Origin of the sequence: Pseudomonas sp. FP2309 (assembly GCF_030687575.1) — a bacterium.
Taxonomy (GTDB): Bacteria; Pseudomonadota; Gammaproteobacteria; order Pseudomonadales; family Pseudomonadaceae; genus Aquipseudomonas.
Window position 1 is genome coordinate 1,141,284 of sequence record NZ_CP117439.1, and the last position, 26,882, is coordinate 1,168,165.

Annotated in this window: 25 protein-coding genes; 18 read left to right on the top strand and 7 right to left on the bottom strand. The window is 62.2% G+C overall.

The genetic code is table 11. The annotated features are described in order from the left end of the window. Nucleotides 1-49: 49 nt before the first annotated feature. Nucleotides 50-1,540, bottom strand: a complete 1,491-nt coding sequence (locus PSH59_RS05125; RefSeq protein WP_305394456.1) for a leucyl aminopeptidase — start codon at nt 1,538-1,540, stop codon at nt 50-52. A gap of 283 nt (nt 1,541-1,823) precedes the next feature. On the opposite strand from PSH59_RS05125, the gene lptF reads away from it, so the two are divergent. The 10 genes from lptF to tadA all read left to right on the top strand — a co-directional run bounded on the left by lptF (nt 1,824) and on the right by tadA (nt 12,202). Beyond that, on the top strand, nt 1,824-2,942 hold the full coding sequence (gene lptF, locus PSH59_RS05130) for an LPS export ABC transporter permease LptF (protein ID WP_248075526.1): 1,119 nt from the start codon (nt 1,824-1,826) through the stop codon (nt 2,940-2,942). Continuing rightward, on the top strand, nt 2,935-4,014 hold the full coding sequence (lptG, locus tag PSH59_RS05135) for an LPS export ABC transporter permease LptG (RefSeq protein ID WP_248075528.1): 1,080 nt from the start codon (nt 2,935-2,937) through the stop codon (nt 4,012-4,014). Before lptF ends, lptG begins: the two co-directional genes overlap by 8 nt. 151 nt (nt 4,015-4,165) lie before the next feature. After that, nucleotides 4,166-5,965, top strand: coding sequence for a translation elongation factor 4 (gene lepA, locus PSH59_RS05140; RefSeq protein ID WP_248075530.1), 1,800 nt, complete (start codon nt 4,166-4,168; stop codon nt 5,963-5,965). Between the two features lie 5 nt (nt 5,966-5,970). Then, the gene (lepB, locus tag PSH59_RS05145) at nt 5,971-6,825 is read left to right on the top strand and encodes a signal peptidase I (protein WP_305394457.1); all 855 of its coding nucleotides are present in this window, start codon (nt 5,971-5,973) and stop codon (nt 6,823-6,825) included. Between the two features lie 167 nt (nt 6,826-6,992). Further along, nucleotides 6,993-7,682, top strand: a complete 690-nt coding sequence (gene rnc, locus PSH59_RS05150) for a ribonuclease III (RefSeq protein WP_248075534.1) — start codon at nt 6,993-6,995, stop codon at nt 7,680-7,682. Then, nucleotides 7,675-8,577 (top strand): GTPase Era, encoded by a 903-nt coding sequence (gene era / locus PSH59_RS05155; RefSeq protein WP_248075536.1) that lies wholly within the window; start codon nt 7,675-7,677, stop codon nt 8,575-8,577. Before rnc ends, era begins: the two co-directional genes overlap by 8 nt. A gap of 163 nt (nt 8,578-8,740) precedes the next feature. Then, nucleotides 8,741-9,430 (top strand): DNA repair protein RecO, encoded by a 690-nt coding sequence (gene recO, locus PSH59_RS05160; RefSeq protein WP_248075538.1) that lies wholly within the window; start codon nt 8,741-8,743, stop codon nt 9,428-9,430. 51 nt (nt 9,431-9,481) lie between these two features. After that, complete coding sequence (gene pdxJ, locus PSH59_RS05165; RefSeq protein ID WP_305394458.1) at nt 9,482-10,225, top strand: pyridoxine 5'-phosphate synthase; 744 nt, start codon at nt 9,482-9,484, stop codon at nt 10,223-10,225. Nucleotides 10,226-10,328: 103 nt separating this feature from the next. Next, nucleotides 10,329-11,705 (top strand): multicopper oxidase family protein, encoded by a 1,377-nt coding sequence (locus tag PSH59_RS05170; RefSeq protein ID WP_248075542.1) that lies wholly within the window; start codon nt 10,329-10,331, stop codon nt 11,703-11,705. Next, nucleotides 11,705-12,202, top strand: a complete 498-nt coding sequence (gene tadA / locus PSH59_RS05175) for a tRNA adenosine(34) deaminase TadA (protein WP_248075544.1) — start codon at nt 11,705-11,707, stop codon at nt 12,200-12,202. Before PSH59_RS05170 ends, tadA begins: the two co-directional genes overlap by 1 nt. 76 nt (nt 12,203-12,278) lie before the next feature. Here the strand turns inward: tadA and cmoB are convergent, their stop codons facing one another. The 6 genes from cmoB to PSH59_RS05205 form a co-directional block, all read right to left on the bottom strand. Next, nucleotides 12,279-13,235, bottom strand: coding sequence for a tRNA 5-methoxyuridine(34)/uridine 5-oxyacetic acid(34) synthase CmoB (cmoB, locus tag PSH59_RS05180; protein WP_305394459.1), 957 nt, complete (start codon nt 13,233-13,235; stop codon nt 12,279-12,281). Continuing rightward, nucleotides 13,232-13,975 carry a carboxy-S-adenosyl-L-methionine synthase CmoA gene (cmoA, locus tag PSH59_RS05185; RefSeq protein WP_248075548.1) on the bottom strand — a complete coding sequence of 248 codons (744 nt, stop codon included), beginning with the start codon at nt 13,973-13,975 and terminating at the stop codon, nt 13,232-13,234. Before cmoA ends, cmoB begins: the two co-directional genes overlap by 4 nt. 36 nt (nt 13,976-14,011) lie before the next feature. Beyond that, complete coding sequence (locus PSH59_RS05190) at nt 14,012-14,668, bottom strand: lysoplasmalogenase (protein WP_305394460.1); 657 nt, start codon at nt 14,666-14,668, stop codon at nt 14,012-14,014. Between the two features lies 1 nt (nt 14,669). Further along, nucleotides 14,670-15,059: a protease inhibitor I42 family protein gene (locus tag PSH59_RS05195; protein ID WP_305394461.1), complete on the bottom strand. Its 390-nt coding sequence runs from the start codon at nt 15,057-15,059 to the stop codon at nt 14,670-14,672. Between the two features lie 286 nt (nt 15,060-15,345). Next, complete coding sequence (gene lon / locus PSH59_RS05200) at nt 15,346-17,766, bottom strand: endopeptidase La (RefSeq protein WP_305394462.1); 2,421 nt, start codon at nt 17,764-17,766, stop codon at nt 15,346-15,348. A 92-nt stretch (nt 17,767-17,858) separates the two neighbouring features. Further along, complete coding sequence (locus PSH59_RS05205) at nt 17,859-18,848, bottom strand: GntR family transcriptional regulator (protein ID WP_305394463.1); 990 nt, start codon at nt 18,846-18,848, stop codon at nt 17,859-17,861. A 336-nt stretch (nt 18,849-19,184) separates the two neighbouring features. Here PSH59_RS05205 and PSH59_RS05210 point away from each other — a divergent pair, with 336 nt between their 5' ends. The 8 genes from PSH59_RS05210 (at nt 19,185) to PSH59_RS05245 (ending at nt 26,830) form a co-directional block, all read left to right on the top strand. After that, complete coding sequence (locus PSH59_RS05210; RefSeq protein WP_305394464.1) at nt 19,185-20,516, top strand: amidase; 1,332 nt, start codon at nt 19,185-19,187, stop codon at nt 20,514-20,516. Between the two features lie 11 nt (nt 20,517-20,527). Next, nucleotides 20,528-21,406: a polysaccharide deacetylase gene (locus tag PSH59_RS05215; RefSeq protein ID WP_053254585.1), complete on the top strand. Its 879-nt coding sequence runs from the start codon at nt 20,528-20,530 to the stop codon at nt 21,404-21,406. Nucleotides 21,407-21,436: 30 nt separating this feature from the next. After that, complete coding sequence (locus PSH59_RS05220) at nt 21,437-22,777, top strand: MFS transporter (protein ID WP_248075559.1); 1,341 nt, start codon at nt 21,437-21,439, stop codon at nt 22,775-22,777. 10 nt (nt 22,778-22,787) lie between these two features. Beyond that, on the top strand, nt 22,788-23,549 hold the full coding sequence (locus PSH59_RS05225; protein WP_305394465.1) for an SDR family NAD(P)-dependent oxidoreductase: 762 nt from the start codon (nt 22,788-22,790) through the stop codon (nt 23,547-23,549). 78 nt (nt 23,550-23,627) lie between these two features. Next, complete coding sequence (locus PSH59_RS05230) at nt 23,628-24,377, top strand: SDR family NAD(P)-dependent oxidoreductase (RefSeq protein WP_305394466.1); 750 nt, start codon at nt 23,628-23,630, stop codon at nt 24,375-24,377. A gap of 13 nt (nt 24,378-24,390) precedes the next feature. Beyond that, nucleotides 24,391-24,690 (top strand): hypothetical protein, encoded by a 300-nt coding sequence (locus tag PSH59_RS05235; RefSeq protein ID WP_305394467.1) that lies wholly within the window; start codon nt 24,391-24,393, stop codon nt 24,688-24,690. After that, nucleotides 24,687-25,661 (top strand): GTP-binding protein, encoded by a 975-nt coding sequence (locus PSH59_RS05240; protein WP_305394468.1) that lies wholly within the window; start codon nt 24,687-24,689, stop codon nt 25,659-25,661. The genes PSH59_RS05235 and PSH59_RS05240 overlap by 4 nt, the downstream gene beginning before the upstream one ends. After that, nucleotides 25,658-26,830 carry a PotD/PotF family extracellular solute-binding protein gene (locus PSH59_RS05245; RefSeq protein ID WP_305394469.1) on the top strand — a complete coding sequence of 391 codons (1,173 nt, stop codon included), beginning with the start codon at nt 25,658-25,660 and terminating at the stop codon, nt 26,828-26,830. Before PSH59_RS05240 ends, PSH59_RS05245 begins: the two co-directional genes overlap by 4 nt. Nucleotides 26,831-26,882 lie beyond the last annotated feature (52 nt).

The following is a 26,882-nucleotide window of genomic DNA, read 5'->3' on the forward strand; positions in this document are numbered from 1 at the left end:
CGGTTCCTGAGACCGGAGCGGCGTGCTCGCCGCCCCGGCATCTTCAGTTTCAGGCTTTGGCGCGGTCCAGCAGGTACTGGGTCAGCAGGGGAACCGGGCGGCCGGTTGCGCCCTTGTCCTTGCCGCCGCTGGTCCAGGCGGTGCCGGCGATGTCCAGGTGCGCCCAGTTGAGGTTCTTGGCAAAGCGCGACAGGAAGCAGGCCGCCGTGATGGTGCCGGCTTTTGGCCCGCCGATGTTGGCGATGTCGGCGAATGGGCTGTCGAGCTGTTCCTGGTACTCATCGAACAGCGGCAGTTGCCAGGCGCGGTCGTCGGCGGCCTTGCCGGCGCTGAGCAGTTGCTCGATCAGTTCATCGTTGTTGCCCAGCAGCCCGGAGGTGTGGGAGCCCAGTGCAACGATGCACGCGCCGGTCAGGGTGGCGATGTCGATCACCGCCTGCGGCTTGAAACGCTCGGCGTAGGTCAGGGCGTCGCAGAGCACCAGGCGGCCTTCGGCGTCGGTGTTGAGAATCTCGACGGTCTGGCCGCTCAGGGTGGTGACGATGTCGCCGGGGCGAGCCGCGCCGCCGCTCGGCATGTTTTCGGCACACGCCAGGATGCACACCAGGTTGATCGGCAGCTTGAGCTCCAGCACGGCGCGCAGGGTGCCGAACACGCTGGCGGCGCCGCCCATGTCGTATTTCATCTCGTCCATGCCCGCGCCCGGCTTGAGGCTGATGCCGCCGGTGTCGAAGGTGATGCCTTTACCGACCAGGGCGTAAGGCTTCTCGGACTTCTTGCCGCCGTTGTATTGCATCACGATCAGGCGTGGCGGCTGGTCGCTGCCCTGGCCCACGGCGTAGAACGAGCCCATGCCCAGTTCTTTGATCTTTTTCTCGTCCAGCACTTCGACTTTCAGGCCCTTGAACTCTTTGCCCAAGGCCTTGGCCTGTTCGCCCAAGTAAGTCGGGTGGCAGATGTTCGGCGGCAGGTTGCCCAGGTCGCGGGTGAACGACATGCCGTTGGCAATCGCGGTGGCGTGGTTCACGGCGCGCTGGACTTCAGCCTGGGCAGCCTTGATGGTCAGCAGGGTGATTTTCTTCAGCGCGCGGGGTTCGGCTTTCTGGCTCTTGAACTGGTCGAAGATGTAAACGCCGTCTACCAGGGTCTCGGCCAGCAGGCGGGTCTTGCCGTAGCTGTCGCGGCCTTTGACCACGATTTCATCGAGTGCCAGGGTGGCATCGCCGCCGCCCAGGCCCTTGAGGGTGCCGAGGATGCCGCTGATGATCTTGCGGAACGGACGGTCGCCCAGTTCGTCGTCCTTGCCCACGCCCACCAGCAATACGCGGTCGGCCTTGAGATTCGGCAGGCTTTGCAGCAGCAGACTCTGGCCGACCTTGCCGGCCAGGTCGCCGCGCTTGAGCACTGCGCTGATGGCGCCGCCGCTCAGTTCATCGAGTTGTTTGGCGGCAACGCCAAGCTTGCGGCCTTCGCCGATGGCGACCACGAGGGTGGCGGTTTTCAACGTTTCAGGGCTAACGCTTTTTACAACCAATTCCATTTTCGGGTCCCTTATAAAGGTCTGAGAGCCTGGCGTTTGTACCCAGGCTTTAAAGCGTGGCAGGCGTGTAAACCGCCAGCGACAAAGGCCGCAGTTTGAACCGCGCAGGCGAAGCCTGACAACCCTTGGCGCACGCTTTGTGCGCGTGGGTGAGGTTGCGCAGTGACAGGCGCGGCCAATCACAGGATAATGCGCCATCTTTTTAGCCGGCCCTTGTAAACGGGCTGACTCGGTATGCTTGCTTGTTTGGCCGCCTTAGCCTGACAACCCTGGAGTGTCTGGTTTGATCGTCTTCCGTTATCTGTCCCGCGAAGTCCTGTTGACCCTGAGTGCCGTGAGTGCGGTGCTGTTGGTCATCATCATGAGTGGTCGTTTCGTCAAATACCTGGCCCAGGCCGCTTCCGGCGCGCTGGACCCAGGCTCGCTGTTCCTGATCATGGGCTTTCGCCTGCCGGGGTTCCTGCAGCTGATTCTGCCGTTGGGCCTGTTCCTCGGGATCCTGCTGGCGTATGGCCGCCTGTACCTTGAAAGCGAAATGACCGTGCTCTCGGCCACCGGCATGAGCCAGCAGCGCTTGCTGGGCATGACCATGATCCCGGCCGCCGGCGTTGCCCTCATCGTCGCATGGCTGAGCCTGAGCCTGGCGCCTCAGGGCGCCATGCAGTTTCAGCTGGTGCTGAACAAACAGGACGCGATGACGGAGTTCGACACCCTCGAGCCGGGCCGCTTCCAGGCGCTCAATGACGGCACCCGGGTGACCTACACCGAAACCCTCACCGAAGACCGCGCCAACCTGGGCGGGGTGTTCATCTCCGAAAAACGCCTGGGCCAGGATAAGAAAGATCGTGGTATTTCCGTGCTGGTGGCCGACTCCGGTCGCCAGGAAGTGCGCCCGGATGGCAGTCGCTACCTGATCCTGGAAAACGGCTATCGCTATGACGGCAGCCCCGGCCAGGCCGACTACCGCGCGATCAAGTACGACACCTATGGCGTGATGCTTGCCCGCCCGGACGTCAGCAGCGAAGTCACCGACCGTGATGCTATCCCTACGCAAGACCTGTTCGGCAGTGAGGAGCTGCGTTCCATCGCCGAATTGCAATGGCGTATTTCCCTGCCGTTGCTGGTGTTTATCGTGACCTTGATGGCCGTGCCGCTGTCGCGCGTCAATCCGCGCCAGGGCCGCTTCCTCAAGCTGTTGCCGGCAATCCTGCTATATATGGCCTACCTCACCATCCTGATTTCCGCCCGTGGCTCGCTGGAGAAAGGCAAGCTGTCGCCGACTCTGGGCCTGTGGTGGGTGCACGGGATCTTCCTGATGATCGGTCTGGGCCTGCTCTACTGGGAACCTATCCGTTTGAAAATGATGAGCCGTCGTGGCCAGAAGGAGTTGGCTCGTGGCTAAGCTCGATCGCTACATTGGTAGCAGCGTCCTGATCGCCATCCTGGCGGTACTGGGCATTATCCTCGGCCTGGCCTCGCTGTTCGCTTTCATCGACGAAGTGGGCAACGTCAGCGATACCTACACCGTGTGGGACGTGATGAGCTATGTGGCGCTCACCGCGCCACGTCGTCTGTACGACATGATGCCGATGGCGGCGCTGATCGGCTGCCTGATCGGCCTCGGCAGCCTGGCCAGCAACAGCGAACTGACCATCATGCGCGCCGCTGGTGTGTCCATCGGGCGTATCGTCTGGGCGGTGATGAAGCCGATGCTGCTGCTGATGCTGTGCAGCGTGCTGATTGGTGAATACGTTGCGCCGCCGGCCGAAACCACCGCCCAGGCCAATCGCGCCCTGGCCCAGGGTTCGGGGGATGCACAAAGCTCCAAGCACGGCCTGTGGCACCGTCAGGGTGACGAATTTATCCACATCAACGCCGTGCAGCCCGGCGGCCTGTTGATCGGTGTGACCCGCTACACGTTCGACAAAGAGCGTCACATGTTGTCGTCCAGCTTCGCCAAACGTGCGCAATACAGCGATGAAAAGTGGCAACTGACCGATATCACCACCACGTACTTCCGCAATGTCGGCCAAGGCACCAAGGCCAGCACCGAAGTGATCAATGTGCCAAGCGAAGAGTGGGATATCGCCCTCAAGCCCGAATTGCTGAATACCGTGGTGATGATCCCCGAAAGCCTGCCGATCTCCGGGTTGTGGGGTTACATCCACTACCTTAAGGACCAGGGCTTGAACAATGGCCGTTACTGGCTGGCGTTCTGGGTCAAGGTGCTGCAGCCGGTAGTGACCGCTGCGCTGGTGCTGATGGCTATCTCGTTTATCTTCGGCCCGCTGCGCTCCGTGACCCTGGGTCAGCGTGTGTTTACCGGTGTGCTGGTGGGCTTCACTTTCCGCATCGCCCAGGACCTGCTCGGCCCGTCGAGTCTGGTGTTCGGTTTCTCGCCGCTGTTTGCGGTGCTGGTGCCCACCGCCATCTGCGCCCTGGCCGGGTTCTGGCTGTTGCGCCGCGCCGGTTGATACCGCGCTTATGAACAAAAAATGCCCCGGTCGAGCGATCGGGGCATTTTTGTTCCTGTCAGCAAAGATGACGTCTGGCCTGAGCATCAGGTACAATTCCCGGCTATTTTTCAGCGGGCAATCTGCCTGCAGCCTTTTTGAGTGTTGATCCGTGAGTGATTTGAGTCATATCCGCAATTTCTCCATCATCGCCCACATTGACCATGGTAAGTCGACGCTGGCCGATCGATTCATCCAGATGTGCGGCGGCCTTGCCGAGCGTGAAATGGAAGCCCAGGTACTGGATTCCATGGACCTCGAACGCGAGCGCGGGATCACCATCAAGGCCCACAGCGTTACTCTGTACTACACCGCCAAAGACGGTATCCGGTACCAGCTGAACTTCATCGACACCCCAGGCCACGTCGACTTCACCTATGAAGTCAGCCGGTCCCTGGCAGCCTGCGAAGGCGCGCTGTTGGTGGTGGACGCAGGCCAGGGCGTAGAAGCCCAGTCCGTGGCCAACTGCTACACGGCCATCGAGCAGGGCCTGGAAGTGATGCCGGTGCTGAACAAGATCGACCTGCCACAGGCCGATCCGGAACGCGTCAAAGAAGAAATCGAAAAAATCATCGGCATTGACGCCACCGACGCCGTCGAGTGCAGCGCCAAGACCGGCCTGGGTGTCGACGAAGTCCTCGAGCGCCTGGTCAAAACCATTCCTGCCCCAACCGGCAACATCGAAGATCCGCTGCAAGCGTTGATCATCGACTCCTGGTTCGACAACTATCTGGGGGTTGTCTCCCTGGTACGCGTGCGCCACGGCCGTGTGAAAAAGGGCGACAAGATTCTGGTCAAGTCCACCGGCAAGATCCACCTGGTGGACAGCGTCGGTGTCTTCAACCCCAAGCACACCGCGACCACTGATCTGAAAGCCGGCGAAGTAGGCTTCATCATCGCCGGTATCAAGGACATCCACGGTGCGCCGGTCGGCGACACCCTGACCTTGAGCTCCACCCCGGACGTCGACGTGCTGCCGGGGTTCAAACGCATCCAGCCGCAGGTCTACGCAGGCCTGTTCCCGGTCAGCTCCGACGACTTCGAAGACTTCCGCGAAGCCCTGCAAAAGCTCACGCTCAATGACTCGTCGTTGCAGTACACCCCGGAAAGCTCCGACGCCCTGGGCTTCGGCTTCCGCTGCGGCTTCCTCGGCATGCTGCACATGGAGATCATCCAGGAGCGCCTCGAGCGCGAATACGACCTGGACCTGATCACCACCGCGCCAACGGTTATTTTCGAGTTGGCGTTGAAAACCGGTGAAACGATTTACGTCGACAACCCGTCCAAGCTTCCAGACCTGTCTTCCATTGAAGACATGCGCGAGCCGATCGTGCGCGCCAATATTCTTGTGCCGCAAGAACACCTGGGCAACGTCATTACCCTGTGTATCGAAAAGCGTGGCGTGCAGCACGACATGCTGTTCCTCGGTACCCAGGTGCAAGTGACTTACGATTTGCCGATGAACGAAGTGGTCTTGGACTTCTTCGACCGTCTCAAATCCACCAGTCGCGGCTATGCTTCGCTGGATTACCATTTCGACCGTTACCAATCGGCTAATCTGGTGAAACTGGATGTGTTGATCAACGGCGACAAAGTGGACGCCCTTGCACTGATCGTGCACAAGGACAACGCGCACTACAAAGGTCGCCAGTTGACCGAAAAGATGAAAGAACTGATTCCGCGCCAGATGTTCGACGTCGCGATCCAGGCCGCCATCGGCGGGCAGATCATTGCGCGGACCTCCGTCAAGGCTCTCAGAAAGAACGTACTGGCCAAATGCTACGGCGGTGACGTAAGCCGTAAGCGCAAGCTGCTTGAGAAGCAAAAGGCCGGTAAAAAACGCATGAAGCAAGTGGGTAACGTGGAAATTCCACAAGAAGCCTTCCTTGCGGTGCTCAGGTTGGATAGTTAGGTCCTATGTCGCTAAATTTCCCGCTGTTGCTGGTCATTGCCGTTGCCGTTTGCGGTCTTCTGGCCTTGCTCGATCTGGTGTTCTTCGCCCCGCGTCGGCGGGCGGCTATCGCGTCCTATCAGGGCAGCGTCAGCCAGCCCGATGGCGTGGTGATCGAGAAGCTGAACAAAGAGCCTTTGCTGGTTGAATACGGCAAGTCGTTCTTCCCGGTGTTGTTCATCGTGCTGGTGCTGCGTTCGTTTCTGGTAGAGCCTTTCCAGATCCCTTCGGGGTCGATGAAACCTACCCTGGACGTCGGCGATTTCATCCTGGTGAATAAGTTTTCCTACGGGATTCGCCTGCCGGTGATCGACAAGAAGGTCATTGAAATCGGCGACCCGCAGCGCGGTGATGTGATGGTGTTCCGCTACCCGAGCGACCCGAACGTCAACTACATCAAGCGTGTGGTGGGCCTGCCGGGCGATGTGATTCGCTACACCAGCGACAAGCGCCTGTTCATCAACGGTGAGTTGGTTGCCGAGAAAATGCTCGGTTCCGAACCGAACAGCCTGGGCAGCGCCGAGCTGTACCAGGAAAAACTCGGGGCGGTGGAGCACGAAATCCGTAAGGAAATGAGTCGCTACCGGGCCATGCCTGATGGCCAGTGGAAGGTGCCGGCCGGGCACTATTTCATGATGGGCGACAACCGTGACAATTCAAACGACAGCCGCTACTGGGATGATCCCAGCATTCCCAAGGAGCTGCTGGGTATGGTTCCCGACCAGAATATCGTCGGCAAGGCCTTCGCGGTCTGGATGAGCTGGCCGGAACCCAAACTCAGCCACCTGCCGAACTTCTCGCGGGTCGGGCTGATCAAGTAATACAAGCGGCGCTGTGAACACAGCGCCGAATGCTTTTCTGGGGTGGCGACAAATGTTTGTCCTGCCCCATGCAGCACCACTCAGGATTTGAATTTGAATACTGCGTCAATCGTCGATGGCCGCCGGTGCCACGAACTCGATATGCATCAACCAGGTATGGCTAAACAGTGACCGTTTCTCTCAGTCGTCTCGAGCGCCAGCTCGGTTACACCTTCAAGGATCAGGAATTGATGATCCTTGCCCTCACACACCGCAGCTTTGCAGGGCGCAATAACGAACGCCTGGAATTTCTCGGTGACGCCATCCTCAATTTCGTCGCCGGTGAGGCGCTGTTCGAGCGCTTCCCGCAAGCCCGTGAAGGCCAGCTGTCGCGGTTGCGCGCACGCCTGGTAAAAGGCGAGACCCTGGCCGTGCTGGCCCGTGGTTTCGGCTTGGGCGAATACCTGCGCCTGGGTTCCGGTGAATTGAAAAGCGGTGGTTTTCGTCGCGAATCGATCCTGGCCGATGCCCTTGAAGCGCTGATCGGCGCCATCTACCTGGATGCCGGCATGGAAGCCGCCAAGGAACGCGTCACCGCGTGGCTGACCTCCGAGATCGAAAGCCTCACGCTGGTCGACACCAACAAAGATCCCAAAACCCGCCTGCAGGAATTCCTGCAGTCCCGCGGGTGCGACCTGCCACGCTACGAAGTGGTGGATATCCAGGGTGAGCCCCATTGCCGCGTATTTTTCGTGGAATGTGAAATCACCTTACTGAATGAAAAAAGCCGAGGTCAGGGTGTGAGCCGTCGTATTGCCGAACAGGTAGCGGCCGCTGCAGCACTGATTGCCCTGGGCGTGGAGAATGGCCATGACTGATACAACCGCAACACGCTGTGGCTATGTTGCCATCGTTGGCCGCCCGAACGTGGGCAAGTCCACGCTGCTGAATCACATCCTCGGCCAGAAGCTGGCGATCACCTCGCGCAAGCCGCAGACCACCCGCCACAACATGCTGGGCATCAAGACCGAAGGCAGCGTGCAAGCGGTCTATGTCGACACTCCAGGCATGCACAAAGGCGGCGAGAAAGCCCTTAACCGTTATATGAATAAAACCGCTTCGGCGGCGTTGAAAGACGTCGACGTGGTGATCTTCGTGGTCGACCGCACCAAGTGGACCGACGAAGACCAGATGGTTCTCGAGCGTGTGCAGTACGTGACCGGCCCCTTGATCGTCGCGTTGAACAAGACCGACCGTATCGAAGACAAAGCCGAGCTGATGCCGCACCTGAGCTGGTTGCAGGAACAACTGCCGAACGCTCAGATCATGCCGATCTCGGCCCAGCATGGTCACAATCTGGATGCCCTGGAGCGCGTGATCGCCGGGCACCTGCCGGAGAACGAGCACTTCTTCCCGGAAGACCAGATCACCGACCGCAGCAGCCGCTTCCTCGCCGCCGAACTGGTACGCGAGAAAATCATGCGCCAGATGGGCGCCGAGCTGCCGTACCAGATCACCGTCGAAATCGAAGAGTTCAAGCAGCAGGGCAAGACCCTGCATATCCATGCGCTGATCCTCGTCGAGCGCGACGGCCAGAAGAAAATCATCATTGGCGACAAGGGCGAGCGCATCAAGCGTATCGGCACCGAAGCGCGCAAGGACATGGAATTGCTGTTCGATTCCAAAATCATGCTCAACCTGTGGGTGAAAGTTAAAGGCGGCTGGTCCGACGATGAGCGTGCACTGCGCTCCCTGGGCTATGGCGACCTGTAAGGACGTGAACGCACCGCAGGGCTGAACGTGTGGGAGGGGGCTTGTGCCTGATGGCGGTGGGTCAGTTAACAACTCAGTGACTGACCGGCTGCCATCGGGGGCAAGCCCCCTCCGACATTAGGTTTGTGTAGCTTTCAAAATTGCATTCCAGCAGTGAGCACCCATGTCCCAATCCCCGCCCCCCAGCCAACTCGCCTACGTGCTGCACAGCCGCGCCTACCGTGAAACCAGCGCACTGGTGGATTTCCTCACGCCTCAAGGACGTCTGCGTGCGGTCTTGCGCAGCGCACGCGGCAAGGCGGGGACGTTGGCGCGGCCCTTTGTGGCCCTGGACGTGGAGTTTCGCGGCAAGGGCGAGCTGAAGAACGTCGGACGCCTGGAAAGCGTCGGCACGTCCGCCTGGCTCAATGGCGATGCGTTGTTCAGCGGCCTCTACCTCAATGAACTGCTGATCCGCCTGCTGCCCGCCGAGGACCCGCACCCAGCTGTCTTCGATCACTACGCCGCCACCTTGCTGGCCCTGGCCGAAGGCCGTCCGCTGGAGCCGCTGTTGCGTGCCTTCGAATGGCGACTGCTCGATGACCTGGGGTACGGCTTCGAACTGAACAACGACCTGCACGGCGAGCCCATCGCCGCCGACGGCATGTACCGTCTGCAAGTGGATGCCGGTCTGGAGCGGGTCTACCTGCTGCAACCGGGCTTGTTCCAAGGCACCGAATTGCTCGCCATGAGTGACGCCGATTGGACCGCCCCCGGCGCGTTGTCCGCCGCCAAGCGCCTGATGCGCCAGGCCCTGGCGGTGCATTTGGGCGGACGGCCGCTGGTCAGTCGCGAGTTGTTTCGAAAGCCCTGACAACCCCGTGTATGCTGTGCGGCGTTTCTTTCCCTTTTCAGGAGCGCTTCCGTGACCACCAGCAATCGCATTCTTCTTGGCGTCAACATCGACCACGTCGCCACCCTGCGCCAGGCCCGGGGAACCCGTTACCCCGACCCGGTCAAGGCCGCGCTGGACGCCGAAGAAGCGGGTGCCGATGGCATCACCGTGCACCTGCGCGAAGACCGCCGCCACATCCAGGAACGCGACGTGCTGCTGCTCAAGGACGTGCTGCAAACCCGCATGAACTTCGAAATGGGCGTCACCGAAGAAATGATGGCCTTCGCCGAGCGAGTCCGCCCGGCGCACATTTGCCTGGTGCCGGAAACCCGCCAGGAACTCACCACCGAAGGCGGCCTGGATGTGGCGGGTCAGGAAGCGCGGATCAAGGCGGCCGTGGAGCGCCTGTCGAAGATCGGCAGTGAGGTGTCGTTGTTCATTGACGCCGACGAACGTCAGATCGAAGCGTCGCGTCGCGTCGGCGCGCCAGCCATCGAACTGCACACCGGCCGTTACGCGGATGCCACCACGCCCACTGAAGTGGCCGATGAGCTGCAGCGCATCATCGACGGTGTGAACTGCGGGCTTGGCGAAGGCCTGATCGTCAACGCCGGCCATGGCCTGCATTACCACAACGTGGAAGCGGTGGCCGCGATCAAGGGCATCAACGAACTGAACATCGGCCATGCGCTGGTGGCCCATGCACTGTTCGTCGGCTTCAAAGGCGCGGTTGCCGAGATGAAGGCCCTGATTCTGGCGGCCGCCAAGGGCTGATCGGGCCACTGCGGCAATGCGAAGCCTTACTGTTTAGCCGATGCAGGTGTATCGTATCTGCCCTTTGCAGGCCACTGGCCTGCGGCTGATACGTGAGGTTGTTGTGTCCCGATCCTTTTCCCGTCGACAAATCCTGGGTGGCCTTGCGGGCCTGGCCGTAGTCGGTGCCGGCGCTGGCGGCGCCTACCGCTACTGGCTGGGAAAAGTCGCCGACGCCGAGGCGGGGCACGACTACGAGCTGATTGCCGCACCGTTGGACGTGGAACTGGTGCCGGGCCACAAGACCCCCGCCTGGGCCTTCGGCCCGTCGGCACCGGGCACCGAGCTGCGTGTGCGCCAGGGCGAATGGCTGCGGGTGCGTTTCATCAACCACCTGCCGGTCGCCACCACCATCCACTGGCACGGTATCCGTCTGCCGCTGGAGATGGACGGTGTGCCCTATGTCTCGCAATTGCCGGTGCTGCCGGGCGAATACTTCGACTACAAATTCCGCGTACCCGACGCCGGGAGCTATTGGTATCACCCCCATGTGAACAGCAGTGAAGAACTTGGCCGCGGCCTGGTCGGCCCGCTGATCATCGAAGAGCGCGAACCCACCGGCTTCAAGTACGAACGCACCCTCAGCCTGAAAAGCTGGCACGTGGACGAGGAAGGCGCCTTCGTGGCCTTCAGCATTCCCCGTGAGGCGGCGCGCGGCGGCACGGCAGGGCGGCTGTCGACGATCAATGGCGTGTCCCAGGCAGTCATCGACCTGCCGGCCGGGCAGATCACCCGCGTGCGGTTGCTCAACCTCGACAACACCCTGACCTATCGCCTCAACATCCCGGATGTCGAAGCGCAGATCTACGCGCTGGACGGTAACCCCATCGAGCCGCGCCCCCTGGGCAAGGAATACTGGCTGGGCCCCGGCATGCGCATCTGCCTGGCGATCAAGGCGCCGCCGGCGGGTGAAGAGTTGTCGATCCGCAACGGGCCGGTGCGCCTGGGCACCTTCCGCTCGGTGGCTAACACCGACGCGCCCACCGAGTGGCCGCCGGCGTTGCCCGCCAACCCGATTGCCGAGCCGGACCTGGCCAATGCCGAAAAGCTCAACTTCAATTTCGAGTGGGTCGGTACCGTATCGGTCGATGACGGCAAGCCGCCGAGCCTGTGGCAGATCAACGGCAAGGCCTGGGACATTACCGACAAAACCTGCGCCGACCGCCCGATTGCCAAGCTCGAAAAGGGCAAGAGCTACATTTTCGAACTGAAGAACATGACCCAGTACCAGCACCCGATCCACCTGCACGGCATGAGCTTCAAGGTGATCGCCTCGAACCGCCACAAGGTGATCCCGTACTTTACCGACACCTACCTGTTGGGCAAGAACGAGCGCGCCCGCGTGGCGTTGGTGGCGGATAACCCTGGGGTGTGGATGTTCCATTGCCACGTGATCGACCATATGGAAACCGGCCTGATGGCCGCCATCGAGGTGGCGTGATGCGCCAGATTCGCCCCGCTGCGATTATTGACCGCAGCCGCGACCAGGACTTCATGCGCGAAGCCCTGGCCCTCGCCGCCGAAGGCGCAGCGCTGGGCGAAGTGCCGGTGGGCGCCGTGCTGGTACAGGACGGTGAAATCATCGGCCGCGGCTTCAACTGCCCGATCAGCACCCACGACCCGAGCGCCCACGCCGAAATGGTCGCCATCCGCGCCGCCGCGCAGGCCATCAGCAACTATCGGCTGGTGGGCAGCACACTGTATGTCACCTTGGAACCGTGCAGCATGTGCGCGGGGTTGATCGTGCATTCGCGTGTTGCGCGAGTGGTGTACGGGGCATTGGAGCCCAAAGCGGGAATCGTGCAGAGCCAGGGGCAGTTTTTTACCCAGGGTTTTCTCAACCATCGGGTGCTGTATGAGGGCGGGGTGTTGGCCGAGGAGTGCGGGGCTGTCCTGAGTGAGTTTTTCAAAGCCCGCCGGGCCAGGCCCGCATCCTGAAAAACACGCAGGACCGGTGTGGGAGGGACCAAGCCCGCTCCCACATTTTTGATCTCCATTGACGCTGGAGAGTGGATTACTTCCTGGCGATGATCACCGCGCGCATCGGCGCCGGCAGCCCTTCGATGGTCTTGCTGTGGTCCTCAGGGTCGAGGAAATCACTCAGCGACTGATACTTCATCCACGCCGTCCCGCGCTGTTCCTCAACCGTGGTCACACTCACATCCACACAGCGCACATCGCTGAAACCGGCACGGCGCAGCCACAGCATCAACGCCGGCACCGAGGGCAGGAACCACACATTACGCATCTGCGCGTAGCGGTCTTCCGGCACCAGCACCTGCTGCTGATCGCCTTCGACCACTAAGGTTTCCAGAACCAGCTCACCGCCCTTGACCAGGGTGTCTTTGAGCGCCAGCAAATGCTCGATCGGCGAGCGGCGGTGATAAAACACGCCCATGGAAAACACCGTGTCAAAGCCTTCGAGGTTTGCCGGCAAGTCCTCGAATGGGAACGGCAGGTGCCATGCCTTGGGGTCGCACAGGTAGCGTTGCACCGCCTGGAACTGGCAGAAGAACAACCAGTTGGGGTCCACGCCAATCACGCTGTCGGCACCGGCGCCGAGCATGCGCCACATGTAATAACCATTGCCGCAGCCGACATCGAGGATACGCTTGCCCTTCAAGTCCAGATGCGGCGCCACGCGGGACCACTTCCAGTCCGAGCGCCATTCGGTGTCCACGTGCACGCCGAACAAATGGAACGGGCCTTTGCGCCAAGGACTCAGGCCCATCAGCGCGCCGTGCATCTGGGCGCGAGTCGCGTCGTCGCAATCGGTGTCCAGGGTCAGGCCATTGAGCAAGTCGACGGTGCTGGGCTGAATCTTCGGCAGCGCATCCAACGCACTCTGCCAACGTTCCAGGTCGCCATGACCTTTCTCCATTTTGCTGTCGAGCTGCGCTTGCAGGCCCTGGGCCCACACGGCCAGGGGAGTGCCGACCAGATGGCGGGCGAGGGGGGATAAATCAATCATGGCAAGGCAATCAACGAGGCAAAGTTAAGACACTGGAACCACGGCACGACCGTCGAGAACCCCGCCGCCAGCAGGCGTTCGCGGTGTTCTTCGAGGCTGTCGGGCTTCATGACGTTTTCGATGGCGCTGCGCTTCTGGGCGATTTCCAGTTCGCTGTAGCCGTTGGCGCGTTTGAACGCGATATGCAGGTCGGTGAGCAGCGCGTGCTCTTGCGCATCGTTGAAGCGCAGCTTTTCCGAGAGGATCAGCGCACCGCCTGGCAACAGCGACTGGCGGATACGCCCGAGCAGCGCCAGGCGTTCCTGCGGAGCAATGAATTGCAGGGTGAAATTCAGCGCCACTACCGAAGCCGGCTGGAACTGCAACGCGAGGATATCGCCCTCGATCACCTCAACCGGCAGCAACTCCTGAAACATCGAGTCCTGACCATTGAGGTATTCGCGGCAGCGTTCGACCATCGCCGCCGAGTTATCCACCGCGATCACCCGACAACCGTCGGTGCGTACATGGCGGCGCAACGCCTGGGTCACCGCGCCGAGGGACGAACCGAGGTCGTAGAGCACGCTGCCCGGCTGGGCAAACTGCGCGGCCAGGACACCCAGGTTTTCGACGATGGTCGGATAACCGGGCACCGACCGCTTGATCATGTCCGGGAACACCCGCACCACGTCCTCGTTAAAGGCGAAGTCCGGCACCTGGGGCAGGGGCTGGGCGAATAGGCGATCGGGTTCTTTGCTCACGGTTGTTCCGGCGACGAAGGGGGAAAGGCCGGCATTTTAGCCAAGTTGGCCCTCGTGTGCGCGGGTTGTCTGATGGAAAGCCGACGCGGTAATGCCCCACTGGCCCAGCCAGTACGTGGCAATTAACAGATAGGGCGCCGCCTCGAACGCCGCCACGAAGCGATTGATGCCAATCAGCGTGTCGGAAAGCACGAACGACACCGCGCCCGCCGCCGCGAGCAGTGCCGAGCGTTTCGGCACCGCGCTGTCCAGGCGGGCGAGGGCGCGCCAGAGCATGGCGCTGATCACCAGGGCGTAAACCACCACGGGAATCAGCAAGTCGCCCAGGCCATGGGCTATCAGGATGCTCAACAGGATCGCGCCCGCACCCAGCGCCAGTGCCAGCGGCAACAAGGCCAGGCGCCGACAATCACTGAAGTACGCCTTGAGGTACGCCAGGTGCGCAAACAGAAACGCGCCAAGGCCGAAGATAAACAGATCGCCGGGCCAAGCCAGCAATACATCGCCCACCAGGGAAAAAATCAGCCCCAGGCTGATCCAGCGTCGATAGTCAGTGGGCGGTGCGTCATGCAACCAGCCGAGCAGCGCCAGCACCGGCAAGGGTTTGACCAGCAGGCAAAGCAGTGCCGCATGCGTGGCCAGGCCGTAGACAAAGGTCGCAGCGCCCATCAACGCCAGAATCAGCCATGGCATATCAGTTCACCGTAATGGCGCAGTCGAACGTCTCGACGGGTTCGGCTTCCGGCTCCCAGGGTTGCTGGGAGGTCAGGCGCAAACGGCCCTGGCCGGTGGTGAATGCCTGGAAGCGCCACGTCGATTGGCCACCGCCACCGATCACGCCGGATTCTGTGCTGCTGTAAACCTCGGGGCTCAGCGCGCGCAGCACGCCGCCGGCGGAGTCCTGGATGGCCCAGCGATAACCGGTGGTAGGGTTGCTGGGCAGAGTCAGGATCAGGTTTTGCCCGGTTTTAAGCTGGAGCGGGCAAGCCCCCTGGTTGTCCACGGTGATGTTTTGCTTCGGAGTGCTGGCGCATGCGGCCAGCAGGGAGAGGCTCAAGGGGAGAAGCAGGCGGGCAGCGGTCATGGGGGCTCCGTTGTTTGACGACGAAGGCCGAGCATAACCGAAGATAAGACAACGTGTGACAGGCGGGAATGCCAGGCCAAGTGTGAGCATGCTTGTTGTGGTGTGGGTTTGCTGGAGGGAGCGCGCTTTTTGTGGTGAGCGGGCGTGCCCCGCGCCGGGCTGCGCAGCAGCCCCAAAACCAGTCACCGCGCTTTGCCTGGCAGAGCGCGGTGTTTTTCTGAGGAGACCGCTTCGCCCCCCAGCGCGGCGCAAGCCCTCTCACCACAACAGAGGCACTGGAGATCCGTTAGAAAAGCACCTTCGCCACGTCCGCAAAGCGCTTGGCAAAGTGCACCGTCATGCCTTCTTTCAGGTACTCCGGCAGTTCCTCGAAACTGCCACGATTGGGCTCCGGCAATATCAGTTCGTGGATCTTCTGGCGCCGCGCCGCAATCACCTTTTCGCGCACCCCGCCAATCGGCAGGACATGCCCGGTCAGCGTCAGTTCGCCGGTCATGGCCACGCCTTTTTTCGGCGGCTGGTTACGCGCCAACGACAGCAGTGCACTGGCCATGGTCACGCCGGCGCTCGGGCCGTCTTTCGGTGTGGCGCCTTCGGGCACGTGCAAGTGTACGAAGGCTTCGTCGAAGAACTTCGGATCGCCGCCAAACGACTTAAGGTTGGAGCTGATGTAGCTGTAGGCAATTTCGGCGGACTCTTTCATCACTTCACCCAACTGCCCGGTGAGTTTGAAACCGCGGTTGAGCGTGTGGATGCGTGTGGCTTCAATCGGCAAGGTCGCGCCGCCCATGCTGGTCCAGGCCAGGCCCGTGATCACGCCGGTACCCGACAGCACTTGCTCGTTGCGGAACACCGGCATACCCAGAGAACTCTCCAGGTCCTTGTTGCCGATTTTGATCACCGAGTTCGGCTCATCCAGCAGCTTGACCACCGCCTTGCGCACCAGTTTGCCCAGCTGTTTCTCCAACTGACGTACCCCGGCTTCGCGGGCATAGCCGTCGATCAACGCGCGCAGGGCACCGTCGCTGATGGTCAGGCTGGTTTTCGCCACTCCGGCTTTTTCGAGCTGCTTGGGCCACAGGTGGCGTTTGGCGATGGCGACTTTCTCTTCGGTGATATAGCCCGACAGGCGAATCACTTCCATACGGTCCAGCAACGGGCCGGGGATCGAGTCCAGGGTGTTGGCGGTGCACACGAACAGCACTTTGGACAGGTCCATGCGCAGGTCGAGGTAGTGGTCGAGGAATTCGACGTTCTGCTCCGGGTCGAGGGTTTCCAGGAGCGCCGAGGCGGGGTCGCCCTGGAAGCTCTGGCCCATCTTGTCGATCTCGTCGAGCATGATCACCGGATTCATCACTTCGACATCTTTAAGCGCTTGCACCAGCTTGCCGGGCAGGGCGCCGATGTAGGTGCGGCGATGGCCCTTGATCTCGGCTTCATCGCGCATGCCGCCGACGCTGAAACGGTAGAACGGCCGACCCAGGGATTCGGCGATGGATTTACCCACGCTGGTCTTGCCCACGCCCGGCGGGCCGACGAGCAGCACGATGGAACCAGCGACTTCGCCTTTGTAGGCGCCCACCGCGAGGAACTCAAGGATGCGGCTCTTGATGTCATCCAGACCGGCGTGGTGTTTATCCAGCACCTTGCGCGCGTGTTTCAGGTCGAGTTTGTCCTGGCCATACACGCCCCATGGCACCGAGGTGGCCCAGTCCAAGTAATTGCGAGTGACCGCGTACTCTGGCGAGCCGGTTTCCAGAATCGACAGTTTGTTCAGTTCTTCATCGATACGTTTTTGCGCTTGGGCCGGCAGCACTTTGCCTTGCAGGCGCTGTTCGAATTGTTCGACGTCGGCGCTGCGGTCGTCCTTGGTCAGCCCCAGTTCCTGTTGGATGACCTTGAGTTGTTCCTTGAGGAAAAACTCGCGCTGGTGTTCACCGATCTTGCGGTTCACCTCGGCCGAGAGTTCTTTTTGCAGGCGCGCGACTTCGACTTCTTTGCGCAGCATCGGCAGCACTTTTTCCATGCGCTTGAGCATGGGCACGCAGTCCAGCACTTCCTGCAACTCGTTGCCGGTGGCCGAGGTCAGCGCGGCGGCGAAGTCGGTGAGCGGCGACGGGTCGTTGGGGCTGAAGCGGTTGAGGTAGTTCTTCAGCTCTTCGCTGTACAGCGGGTTGAGCGGCAGCAGTTCCTTGATCGCATTGATCAGCGCCATGCCGTAGGCCTTGACCTCGTCGGTCGGCTCGGTGGGCTGGTGCGGGTATTCGACTTCCACCAGGTACGGTGGGCGGTGATGCTTGAGCCAGGTTTTGATGCGCACGCGGGTCAGACCCTGGGCCACGAATTGCAGCTTGCCGTTCTCGCGGCTGGCGTGGTGCACCTTCACCAGGGTGCCGTACAGCGGCAGGCTGGAGGTGTCGAAGTGGCGCGGGTCTTCCGGCGGCGTGTCCATGAAAAACAGCGCCAGGGAGTGGTGGTCGGACTTGCTCACCAATTCCAGGGTCTCGGCCCACGGTTCTTCATTGACGATCACCGGCAACACTTGCGCCGGGAAGAACGGCCGGTTGTGGATAGGAATGATATAGACCTTGTCCGGCAGGTTTTGCCCAGGCAGGGCCAGGCCGGTATTGGACGACGGGTTTTGCGCGTTTTCGGGGTCGGCGTAGTCGTTGAGATCGATATCAGGGGATTCTTGCTGGTCGCTCATGGGGCACCTGCATAAGGAAGTATGCAGCTTAGATGGGGCAGGGCAGTGGTGGTTTCAATGGCGGCAGGCAGTTAGCAACAAATTGCATGAATTCAGCTGATTTTATGCAGATAGCTCGGCAACGGCTGCTCCGGCAACACCGACAGCACTTTCAATCGCTGCAACATCCGCTGCCTGGCGCGTTGCAAATGCTCACGCAGGTTCAACGCCGCCGCGTCGAACGCGCCATGCAGCAGCAACTCGAGAATCAGGCGATGTTCGGCAAGCATCGCCGGATCTGCGCCGATCCCCAGCAAACGGTAAAAAATCCGACTGATGATCATCGGGCTTTGGCCCTGGCGAATCAGTGCGGCGATTTTGCGGTTCTGCAAGCCGGCCAGGCAGTGCTGGTGCAAGTCTTCTTCGATCTGTTCGATCACTGCCAGGCTGCACTCGGGGCTGTCCTGGGCCTCCAGCACCCGCTGCAACATGGCCTGGAGCATGTCGCGATCAAGCGACGGCGCACCCTGGCGCAGGGCTTCGGGTTCCAGGCAGGCGCGCAGTTCGTAGTCTTCGGTGACTTCCCGCGCGGTCAGCGGCCCGGCCAGCCATTGGGAGTAGGGCTCTTTTTCCACCAGGCCGCGGTCGCGCAGGCGCATCAGCGCTTCACGCACCACCGCGCGGCTGACGCCGTAGTGCTCGGCGGCGGCTTGTTCATCCAGGCGGTAATGGCCGAACGCGATGCAGGTGGACAGCGCCGCGCCGATTTCCTCGACGATGCGTTCACCCAGTGGCCGTGTGTCCACCAACTCAGCTTCGCCGTTGAGGCCCAGGTGGGCATGGCTCAGGGGCAGACGCAGCGGTTCCATGGCCAGGCCGTCGGGATTGATCAGATAACCCCGGCCATTGAAGCGGCAGATCAGGCCTTCGGCGTGCAGCAGGTCCAGCGCCTTGCGCACCGGCACACGGCTGGTGCCGAACAGTTCGGCCAGCGGTGCTTCGAGCAAGACCAGCCCGTGGCGGGCGGTGCCGTTGGCGATCGCATTACGCAACACTTGGTGAATCATCGCGTAACGAGACGCCGAGGCGGACACTGCTTTCATTACGTTCCCTGAGGCAAGTAGGACGGTGGCCGGGGATTCTCTCATAGATGCGCCTGTCACTCTGCGCCACGGCGGTGGCACTTTTTTGGGGCCGTCGAAGGAAAACTGTTACTTTTCTGCACCAAAATGTACTTATTAATAAAAGATACATTATTTCATTGAGAGCGTGAGGCGTTGCCGTCTCAGGATTATTTTCCGTCCGACAAAACCATCTATCCCGTAGCTCTCGGCAGAAAACCCCTGTCGGGCGCAATCACCTGCGCACAGACTGGCACGAAAGCTGCCTTTGTAAAATGTACATTTTATTAATATGTACGTTTTAAGAGGTTCTTTCCGATGTCAGACGCCACGTCAATGGCCGAGGATTTCGCCAGCGGTCGCAGGGACCCGGTGCAAGCCCTTGAACAGGCCCTGGATAAAGCGAGCCGCTCAGCCAGTGTGTTCATTTCGCTGACCGCCGAGCGCGCACGCCGTGAAGCCGAAGCCGCCGCCGCCCGCTGGCGCGCCGGTCAGCCGCTGAGTGCATTCGACGGTGTGCCCCTGGCCTGGAAAGACCTGTTCGATATGGCCGGCAGCCTCACCACAGCCGGCGCCGCCTACCGCCGCCATGCCCCCGCAGCCTCGCTCGATGCATCCTGCGTGGGCCTGTTGTGCCGTGCCGGGATGGTCAGCGTCGGCAAAACCAACCTCAGCGAACTGGCTTATTCCGGCCTGGGCCTGAACCCGCATTTCGGCACGCCGCGCAATCCCTATGGCACCGACCAGCCGCGCATCCCCGGCGGTTCATCGTCCGGGTCGGCGGTGGCGGTGGCGGCCGGTATCGTGCCGATCGCCATGGGCACCGACACTGCCGGTTCCATCCGAATTCCGGCGGCGCTCAACGGCCTGGTGGGCTACCGCAGCAGCAGTCGCCGCTACAGCCGCGACGGCGTGTTCCCCTTGGCCCACACCCTCGACAGCCTCGGCCCGCTGACCCGCAGCGTGCGTGACGCGCTGGCCATCGACGACCTGCTCCATGGTCGCCGCCAACGCCATGTGGCCCGCAGCGTGAAGGGCCAACACCTGGTGCTGGAACACGGTGTTCTGGCCGAGGTAGACCCCGCTGTGCGCAACAACCTGCTGCGCGCAGTGGAACAACTGAAAGCCGCCGGCGCGCGGGTGGAAACCCGTGAAAGCCCCACGTTCCAAGCCACCCTGGCGCTGATCAAGAAGCACGGTTGGCTCGGCGCCTTCGAAGCCTTTGCCCTGCACCAGCCCTTGCTCGACAGCGCCGACGCCGAACAACTGGACCCGCGTGTACGCCGTCGTCTTGAAGCCGCGCGGTCACTGCCGGCCAGCCAGCTCATCCACGTGCTCGATGTCCGCCAGCGCCTGCAACAGCAACTGATCGATGAGCTCGACGGCGCCATCCTGATCACCCCAACCGTGGCCCATGTCGCCCCGGCACTGGCGCCGCTGGAAGCCGATGACGAACTGTTCGTCAGCACCAACCTCGCCACCCTGCGCCTGACCATGCCCGGCAGTTTGCTGGATATGCCCGGCGTCAGCCTGCCCAGCGGCCGTGATGCCCAGGGCTTGCCCACCGGGCTGCTGCTCAGCGCCCCGACGGGGGAGGACGCACGCCTGTTGCGCGCGGCCTTGTCCGTCGAATCCGTACTTAATAATTAAGGAGACACACCATGGCTAAAGACATCCTCTGTGCATTTGGCGTCGACGTTGACGCCGTCGCCGGCTGGCTCGGTTCCTACGGCGGTGAAGACTCGCCGGATGACATCTCCCGTGGCCTGTTCGCCGGTGAAATCGGTGCGCCGCGCCTGCTCAAACTGTTCGAACGCTATGGGCTGCGCACCACCTGGTTCATTCCCGGCCACTCGATGGAAACCTTCCCCGAGCAGATGAAGGCCGTGGCCGACGCCGGACACGAAATTGGTGTGCACGGCTACAGCCACGAAAACCCCATCGCCATGACCGCCGAGCAGGAAGAAATCGTCCTCGATAAATCCATCGAGCTGATCACCCAGGTCACCGGCAAACGCCCCACCGGCTATGTCGCGCCCTGGTGGGAATTCAGCAAGGTCACCAACGAACTGCTGCTGAAAAAAGGCATCAAGTACGACCACAGCCTGATGCACAACGACTTCCACCCCTACTACGTGCGCAAGGGCGACAGCTGGACCAAGATCGATTACAGCCAGCACCCCGACACCTGGATGAAACCCTTGGTGCGCGGCGAGGAAACCGATCTGGTGGAGATCCCGGCCAACTGGTACCTGGACGACCTGCCGCCGATGATGTTCATCAAAAAAGCCCCCAACAGCCATGGCTTCGTCAACCCGCGTCACCTTGAAGAAATGTGGCGCGACCAGTTCGACTGGGTCTACCGCGAACACGAACACGCGGTGTTCACCATGACCATCCACCCCGACGTGTCCGGCCGCCCGCAAGTGCTGTTGATGCTTGAGCGGTTGATCGAACACATCCAGAGCCATGCCGGCGTGCGCTTCGTCACCTTCGACGAAATCGCCGACGACTTTATCCGCCGCCAACCCCGTTCCTGACCCTCTGTCCCCACCCTTGAGGCGCGATCTATGTCCATCTACAACAAGCTTGACCTGACTGGCTGGAAACCCCGGCAACTGACGTCCCAGGAAGTGCGTTTCGCCACCTGGATCGCGTTCTTCGCCTGGGTGTTTGCGGTGTACGACTTCATCCTGTTCGGCACCTTGCTGCCGGAGATCGGCCGGCACTTTGGCTGGGGCGAAGTGGAGCAAGCTGAGATCGCGACCTGGGTGGCGGTCGGAACCGCCGTGGTCGCCCTGGCCATTGGGCCGATCGTCGATAAGCTGGGGCGGCGCAAAGGGATTATTTTCACCGTGGCCGGCTCCGCACTGTGCTCGGCGCTGACCGCCATTGGCGGCGCGTGGGGCAAGTCACCGCTGATTCTTATCCGCTCGCTGGGTGGCCTGGGCTATGCCGAAGAAACCGTCAACGCCACCTACCTGACCGAGTTGTATGGCGCCTCGGAAGATCCGCGGCTGACCAAGCGTCGCGGTTTTATCTACAGCCTGGTGCAGGGTGGCTGGCCGGTGGGGGCGTTGATCGCTGCGGGGTTGACCGCGCTGTTGCTGCCGATCATTGGCTGGCAGGGCTGCTTCATCTTCGCAGCGATCCCGGCGATCGTGATCGCGATCATGGCGCGCAAGCTCAAGGAGAGCCCGCAGTTTCAGATCCACGAGCGCATCACCCAACTGCGCAAAACCGGCGCGGTGAGTGAAGCGCAAAACGTCGCCGCGACCTACGGCGTGGACTACGACGAACACAGCAAGGCCGGCCTCAAAGCCGCCTTTCGTGGCCCGGCCCGTCGCGCCACCCTGGTGATCGGCGCGGCGCTGTTGCTCAACTGGGCGGCGATCCAGGTGTTCAGCGTGCTGGGCACCTCGGTGATTGTCAGCGTGCACCATATTTCGTTCGAGAACTCGCTGATCATCCTCGTGCTGTCGAACCTGGTGGGTTACTGCGGCTACCTCAGTCACGGCTGGATGGGTGACAAGATCGGCCGTCGCAACGTAATCGGCCTGGGCTGGATGCTCGGCGGCCTGTCGTTCGCCGGGATGCTGTTTGGCCCGAGCAACATGGCGATGGTGGTCGGGCTGTACAGCCTGGGCCTGTTCTTCCTGATCGGGCCGTACTCGGCGGCGCTGTTCTTTATCAGTGAAAGTTTCCCTACCAGCATCCGTGCCACCGGTGGCGCGATCATCCACGCCATGGGCCCGATCGGTGCCGTGGTCGCAGGCTTTGGTGCCACCCAGGTGTTGTCGGCCGGCAGCGACTGGCAGACCGCCGCGCTGTGGTTCGGCGCCGTGCCGTGCTTTTTGTCCGGGATGCTGATGTTTGCCGCCCGCCATGTGCGCCCGGAAACCATTCAGTAAGGAGTGATTGATGAGCCGTAAAGTTGCCTTGATTACCGGTGCCGCCAGCGGCATCGGCCAAGCCCTGGCCGTGACCTATGCGCGTGTGGGAGTGGCGGTGGTGGGCGGGTACTACCCGGCCGATCCCCATGACCCGCAGGCCACCGTTGCTCTGGTCGAGCAGGCCGGCGGCGAGTGCCTGATGGTGCCGCTGGACGTGGGCGACAGCGCCTCGGTGGACGCCTTGGCCAAAAGCGCCGTGGAGCATTTTGGGCGTCTGGATTACGCCGTGGCCAACGCCGGTCTGCTGCGCCGCGCACCCTTGCTGGAAATGACCGATGCGCTGTGGGACGAGATGCTCAACGTCGACCTCACCGGGGTGATGCGCACCTTCCGCGCGGCGACGCGGCATATGACCGAGGGCGGCGCGTTGGTGGCGATTTCGTCGATTGCCGGTGGCGTGTATGGCTGGCAGGAACACTCGCACTACGCCGCCGCCAAGGCCGGTGTGCCGGGGCTGTGTCGCTCGCTGGCGGTGGAGTTGGCCGCACGGGGCATTCGTTGTAATGCGGTGATCCCGGGGTTGATCGAGACGCCGCAATCGCTGGATGCCAAGAACTCACTGGGCCCCGAAGGCTTGGCCAAGGCCGCGCGGGCGATTCCGTTGGGCCGGGTCGGGCGGGCGGACGAAGTGGCGTCGCTGGTGCAGTTTTTGACAAGTGAGGCGTCGAGCTACTTGACCGGGCAGAGCATCGTCATCGACGGCGGCCTCACCGTGCGCTGGCCTGACTGACGGCTGTACTCAAGGTAAATGCGCGAGGGGCAAGCCTCCTCCCGCATTGGAACTGTGTTTGCTTCAGGAGATTTTTCTATGGCTCAACTGGAAAACCGTCGCGCCGTGATCACTGGCGCCGGCAGCGGCATCGGTGCCGCCATCGCCCGTGCCTACGCCGCCGAAGGCGCACGCCTGGTGCTGGCCGACCGCAACGCCGCCAGCCTTGCGGAAACGGCGATCACCTGCCGCAACCTGGGGGCCGAGGTCTTCGAATGCCTGGCTGACGTGGGCACGGTCGACGGGGCCCAGGCCGGTATCGACCGGTGTGTCGAACACTTTGGCGGCATCGACATCCTGGTCAACAACGCCGGCATGCTGACCCAGGCGCGTTGCGTCGACCTGAGTATCGAGATGTGGAACGACATGCTGCGCGTCGACCTCACCAGTGTGTTCGTCGCCAGCCAGCGCGCCTTGCCCCACATGGTTGCGCAGCGCTGGGGGCGGATCATCAACGTCGCCTCGCAACTGGGCATCAAGGGCGGTGCCGAGCTGACCCACTACGCGGCGGCCAAGGCCGGGGTGATCGGCTTTACCAAGTCGCTGGCTCTGGAAGTGGCCGGGGACAATGTGCTGGTCAACGCCATCGCTCCCGGCCCGATCGAGACGCCTTTGGTGGGTGGCATCAGCGAGTCGTGGAAACGCGCCAAGGCCGCCGAACTGCCCCTGGGCCGCTTCGGCCTGGCCGATGAAGTAGCACCCACCGCGGTGCTGCTGGCCAGCGAACCGGGGGGCAACCTGTTTGTGGGCCAGACCCTGGGCCCGAACTCTGGCGATGTCATGCCATGAGCGAGGTGTAACCATGTGCGGACTCTGTGGACTGCTCGGCGAAGACCTGCACTGGAGCGATCCCCTGGGCGATGAATTGCCCCGGCGCCGTGAACGCCTGCGCCGCATCGCGGCGATCAATCAGGTGTTGGCGGTGTTCCGGCTCAAGGTCGACGACTTTCAGGGCGCCTCGTACCTGCTGATCGGCGCCACCGGCAAACAGGCACTGGCCAGCGGCCTGGATCAACTCTGGCAGGCGGCCGAAACCCTGCTCGGTCGCCCGTTGGACCCCCTCGACCCACGCCTGCTGGATCACTTGGAGTCCGCCCCATGAGCATTGCCCTCAACGTCATCACCGGCTTCCTCGGCAGCGGTAAAACCACTTTGCTCAAACGCCTGCTGCAAGGTGAAAGCCTGGGCGACACGGCGTTGCTGATCAACGAATTCGGCGATGTCGGTATCGACCATCTGCTGGTGGAGGAGGTCGCGCCGGACACCGTGCTGCTGCCCAGCGGCTGTGTCTGCTGTTCTATCCGTGGCGAACTCAAAGACGCACTGCTGGGCCTGTTGCAACGCCGTGAGCGCGGTGAAATCCCCGCGTTCAAACGCGTCATCCTCGAAACCACCGGCCTGGCCGACCCGGCGCCGATTCTCGCCACGCTCAACAATGATGTGCAATTGCGCGGCCGCTTGCATATCTGCCTGGTGGTCACCCTGGTCGACGCCAGTCACGCTGCGCTGCAGGAGCGCCTGCACCCGGAATGGCTGGCCCAGGTCGCGGCGGCCGACCGTTTGCTGGTGAGCAAGACCGACCTGGCCGGCGATTGCGCACCGTTGCGCGCGCACCTGCAGGCGCTCAACGCCGGAACCCCCGTCCTCGCCACCCAGGATATCCACAGCGGCGATCAACTGCTGCTTGGCGAAGGCCTGCGCAGTGCCGAACCGGCGGTGGAAGTCAGGCGCTGGCAACTGCATCAAACCACCAGCGCCAGCCATGGCGCGGCGCAAGTGTGCAGCCTGACGTTCGACCAACCGTTGGACTGGGTCGGCTTCGGGGTCTGGCTGTCGATGCTGTTAAGATGCCACGGCGAACGAATCCTTCGCGTCAAAGGACTGCTCAACGTGAACGCCAGTAACGCCCCCATCGTCATTCATGGCGTGCAGCATTGCCTGCATGCGCCGGTGCACTTGCCTGCGTGGCCGGGCACCGACCGCCAATCGCGCCTGGTGTTTATCCTGCGCGGCCTCGACCCGGCACTGCTGCGCCGCTCCTTCGAGGCGTTCTCGCGGCGGTTCGCGGCATGATCACACTGCGTGTCCTCGGCACCTCGGTCACCTTGCTCGAAACCTTGCGCGTACGCGCCGAGCAGGAACTGGGTATTCGCCTGGTGTATCAAGTGCACGACGTCGAGCAGGCCCAGCGCATCGCGGTGATGCAGCCCGACAGCTACGACCTCTACGACCAGTGGTTTCACAACGTCGATTTCGTGTGGCCGGCGCGGGCGATCCAGCCCATCGACACCCGGCGTATTGCGTTGTGGCATGAGATCAACGACCTGCCCAAGCGTGGTCGCCTGTCGCCGCACGACCGTCTGGGCAGCGGCAGCGTGCCCAGCGAGCGCCTGTTCGTGCAGCACGACGGCAGCCTGGGCAGTACCGTCACCGAGCGCATCAGCATGTTGCCCCTGACTCATAACGCCGACAGTTTCGCCTACCGTCCCGAACGCCTGCCCGCGGGCTTTTGCCACGGCAACGAGAGCTGGGGCTGGCTGCTGGACCCGGCATGGCGCGCGCGTACGGCGCTGCAAAGCGACGCTGCGATCGGCGCGCTGGATGCCGCGCTGGCTGTGCAGGGCGCGGGGCTGGCGCAGTTCCGGGACATCGGCAATATGAGCATCGAAGAGATCGACGTGCTCGCCGACATCCTGGTGCGCAAACAGAAGGAGGGCCATTTCGCGGCCTTCTGGTCCGACGATGAAGAGGCTGCGCAATTGATGCTCAGCCCCAGCATCGATATCCAGAGCCTGTGGTCGCCCACCTTGATGCGCCTGCACCGCGCCGGGGTGAAATACCGCCTGGCGGTGCCGCGTGAAGGTTATCGCGCCTGGTTTGGCGGCCTGTCACTGTCGCGCCACGCCAAAGGCCCGGTGCTGGATGCGGCCTATGCGTACCTGAACTGGTGGCTGTCCGGCTGGCCCGGAGCAGTGATGGCGCGCCAGGGTTACTACATCGGCAACCCCGCGCGCAGCCGCGATCACCTGAGCAGCGCCGAGTGGGACTACTGGTACGCCGGGCTGCCTGCGCGGGAGCAGTTATGTGGCAGCGATGGGTTGCCGCTGATCGACAAGGGTGAGGTGCGCGATGGTGGGTCCTATGAGCAGCGCATGGGCCATATTGCCGTGTGGAACTCGGTGATGGATGAGCACAACTACCTCGTACGGCGCTGGGGCGACTTTATGCGCGCCCGCGGCTGAGGTCGCAGTCAAAGGCTTGTCGCCAACAAAGTGACGCTGAAAACCCTGTATT

Bases quoted from the DNA above. Each gene is read 5' to 3' on its own strand.
- era (WP_248075536.1), top strand. From the start codon at position 7,675: ATGACTGATACAACCGCAACACGCTGTGGCTATGTTGCCATCGTTGGC.
- tadA (WP_248075544.1), top strand. From the start codon at position 11,705: ATGCGCCAGATTCGCCCCGCTGCGATTATTGACCGCAGCCGCGACCAG.
- recO (WP_248075538.1), top strand. From the start codon at position 8,741: ATGTCCCAATCCCCGCCCCCCAGCCAACTCGCCTACGTGCTGCACAGC.
- lon (WP_305394462.1), bottom strand. From the start codon at position 17,766: ATGAGCGACCAGCAAGAATCCCCTGATATCGATCTCAACGACTACGCC.
- PSH59_RS05215 (WP_053254585.1), top strand. From the start codon at position 20,528: ATGGCTAAAGACATCCTCTGTGCATTTGGCGTCGACGTTGACGCCGTC.
- PSH59_RS05210 (WP_305394464.1), top strand. From the start codon at position 19,185: ATGTCAGACGCCACGTCAATGGCCGAGGATTTCGCCAGCGGTCGCAGG.
- PSH59_RS05240 (WP_305394468.1), top strand. From the start codon at position 24,687: ATGAGCATTGCCCTCAACGTCATCACCGGCTTCCTCGGCAGCGGTAAA.
- PSH59_RS05225 (WP_305394465.1), top strand. From the start codon at position 22,788: ATGAGCCGTAAAGTTGCCTTGATTACCGGTGCCGCCAGCGGCATCGGC.
- PSH59_RS05220 (WP_248075559.1), top strand. From the start codon at position 21,437: ATGTCCATCTACAACAAGCTTGACCTGACTGGCTGGAAACCCCGGCAA.
- PSH59_RS05245 (WP_305394469.1), top strand. From the start codon at position 25,658: ATGATCACACTGCGTGTCCTCGGCACCTCGGTCACCTTGCTCGAAACC.
- PSH59_RS05230 (WP_305394466.1), top strand. From the start codon at position 23,628: ATGGCTCAACTGGAAAACCGTCGCGCCGTGATCACTGGCGCCGGCAGC.
- PSH59_RS05205 (WP_305394463.1), bottom strand. From the start codon at position 18,848: ATGAAAGCAGTGTCCGCCTCGGCGTCTCGTTACGCGATGATTCACCAA.
- cmoB (WP_305394459.1), bottom strand. From the start codon at position 13,235: ATGATTGATTTATCCCCCCTCGCCCGCCATCTGGTCGGCACTCCCCTG.
- PSH59_RS05125 (WP_305394456.1), bottom strand. From the start codon at position 1,540: ATGGAATTGGTTGTAAAAAGCGTTAGCCCTGAAACGTTGAAAACCGCC.
- PSH59_RS05190 (WP_305394460.1), bottom strand. From the start codon at position 14,668: ATGCCATGGCTGATTCTGGCGTTGATGGGCGCTGCGACCTTTGTCTAC.
- PSH59_RS05195 (WP_305394461.1), bottom strand. From the start codon at position 15,059: ATGACCGCTGCCCGCCTGCTTCTCCCCTTGAGCCTCTCCCTGCTGGCC.
- PSH59_RS05235 (WP_305394467.1), top strand. From the start codon at position 24,391: ATGTGCGGACTCTGTGGACTGCTCGGCGAAGACCTGCACTGGAGCGAT.
- lepB (WP_305394457.1), top strand. From the start codon at position 5,971: ATGTCGCTAAATTTCCCGCTGTTGCTGGTCATTGCCGTTGCCGTTTGC.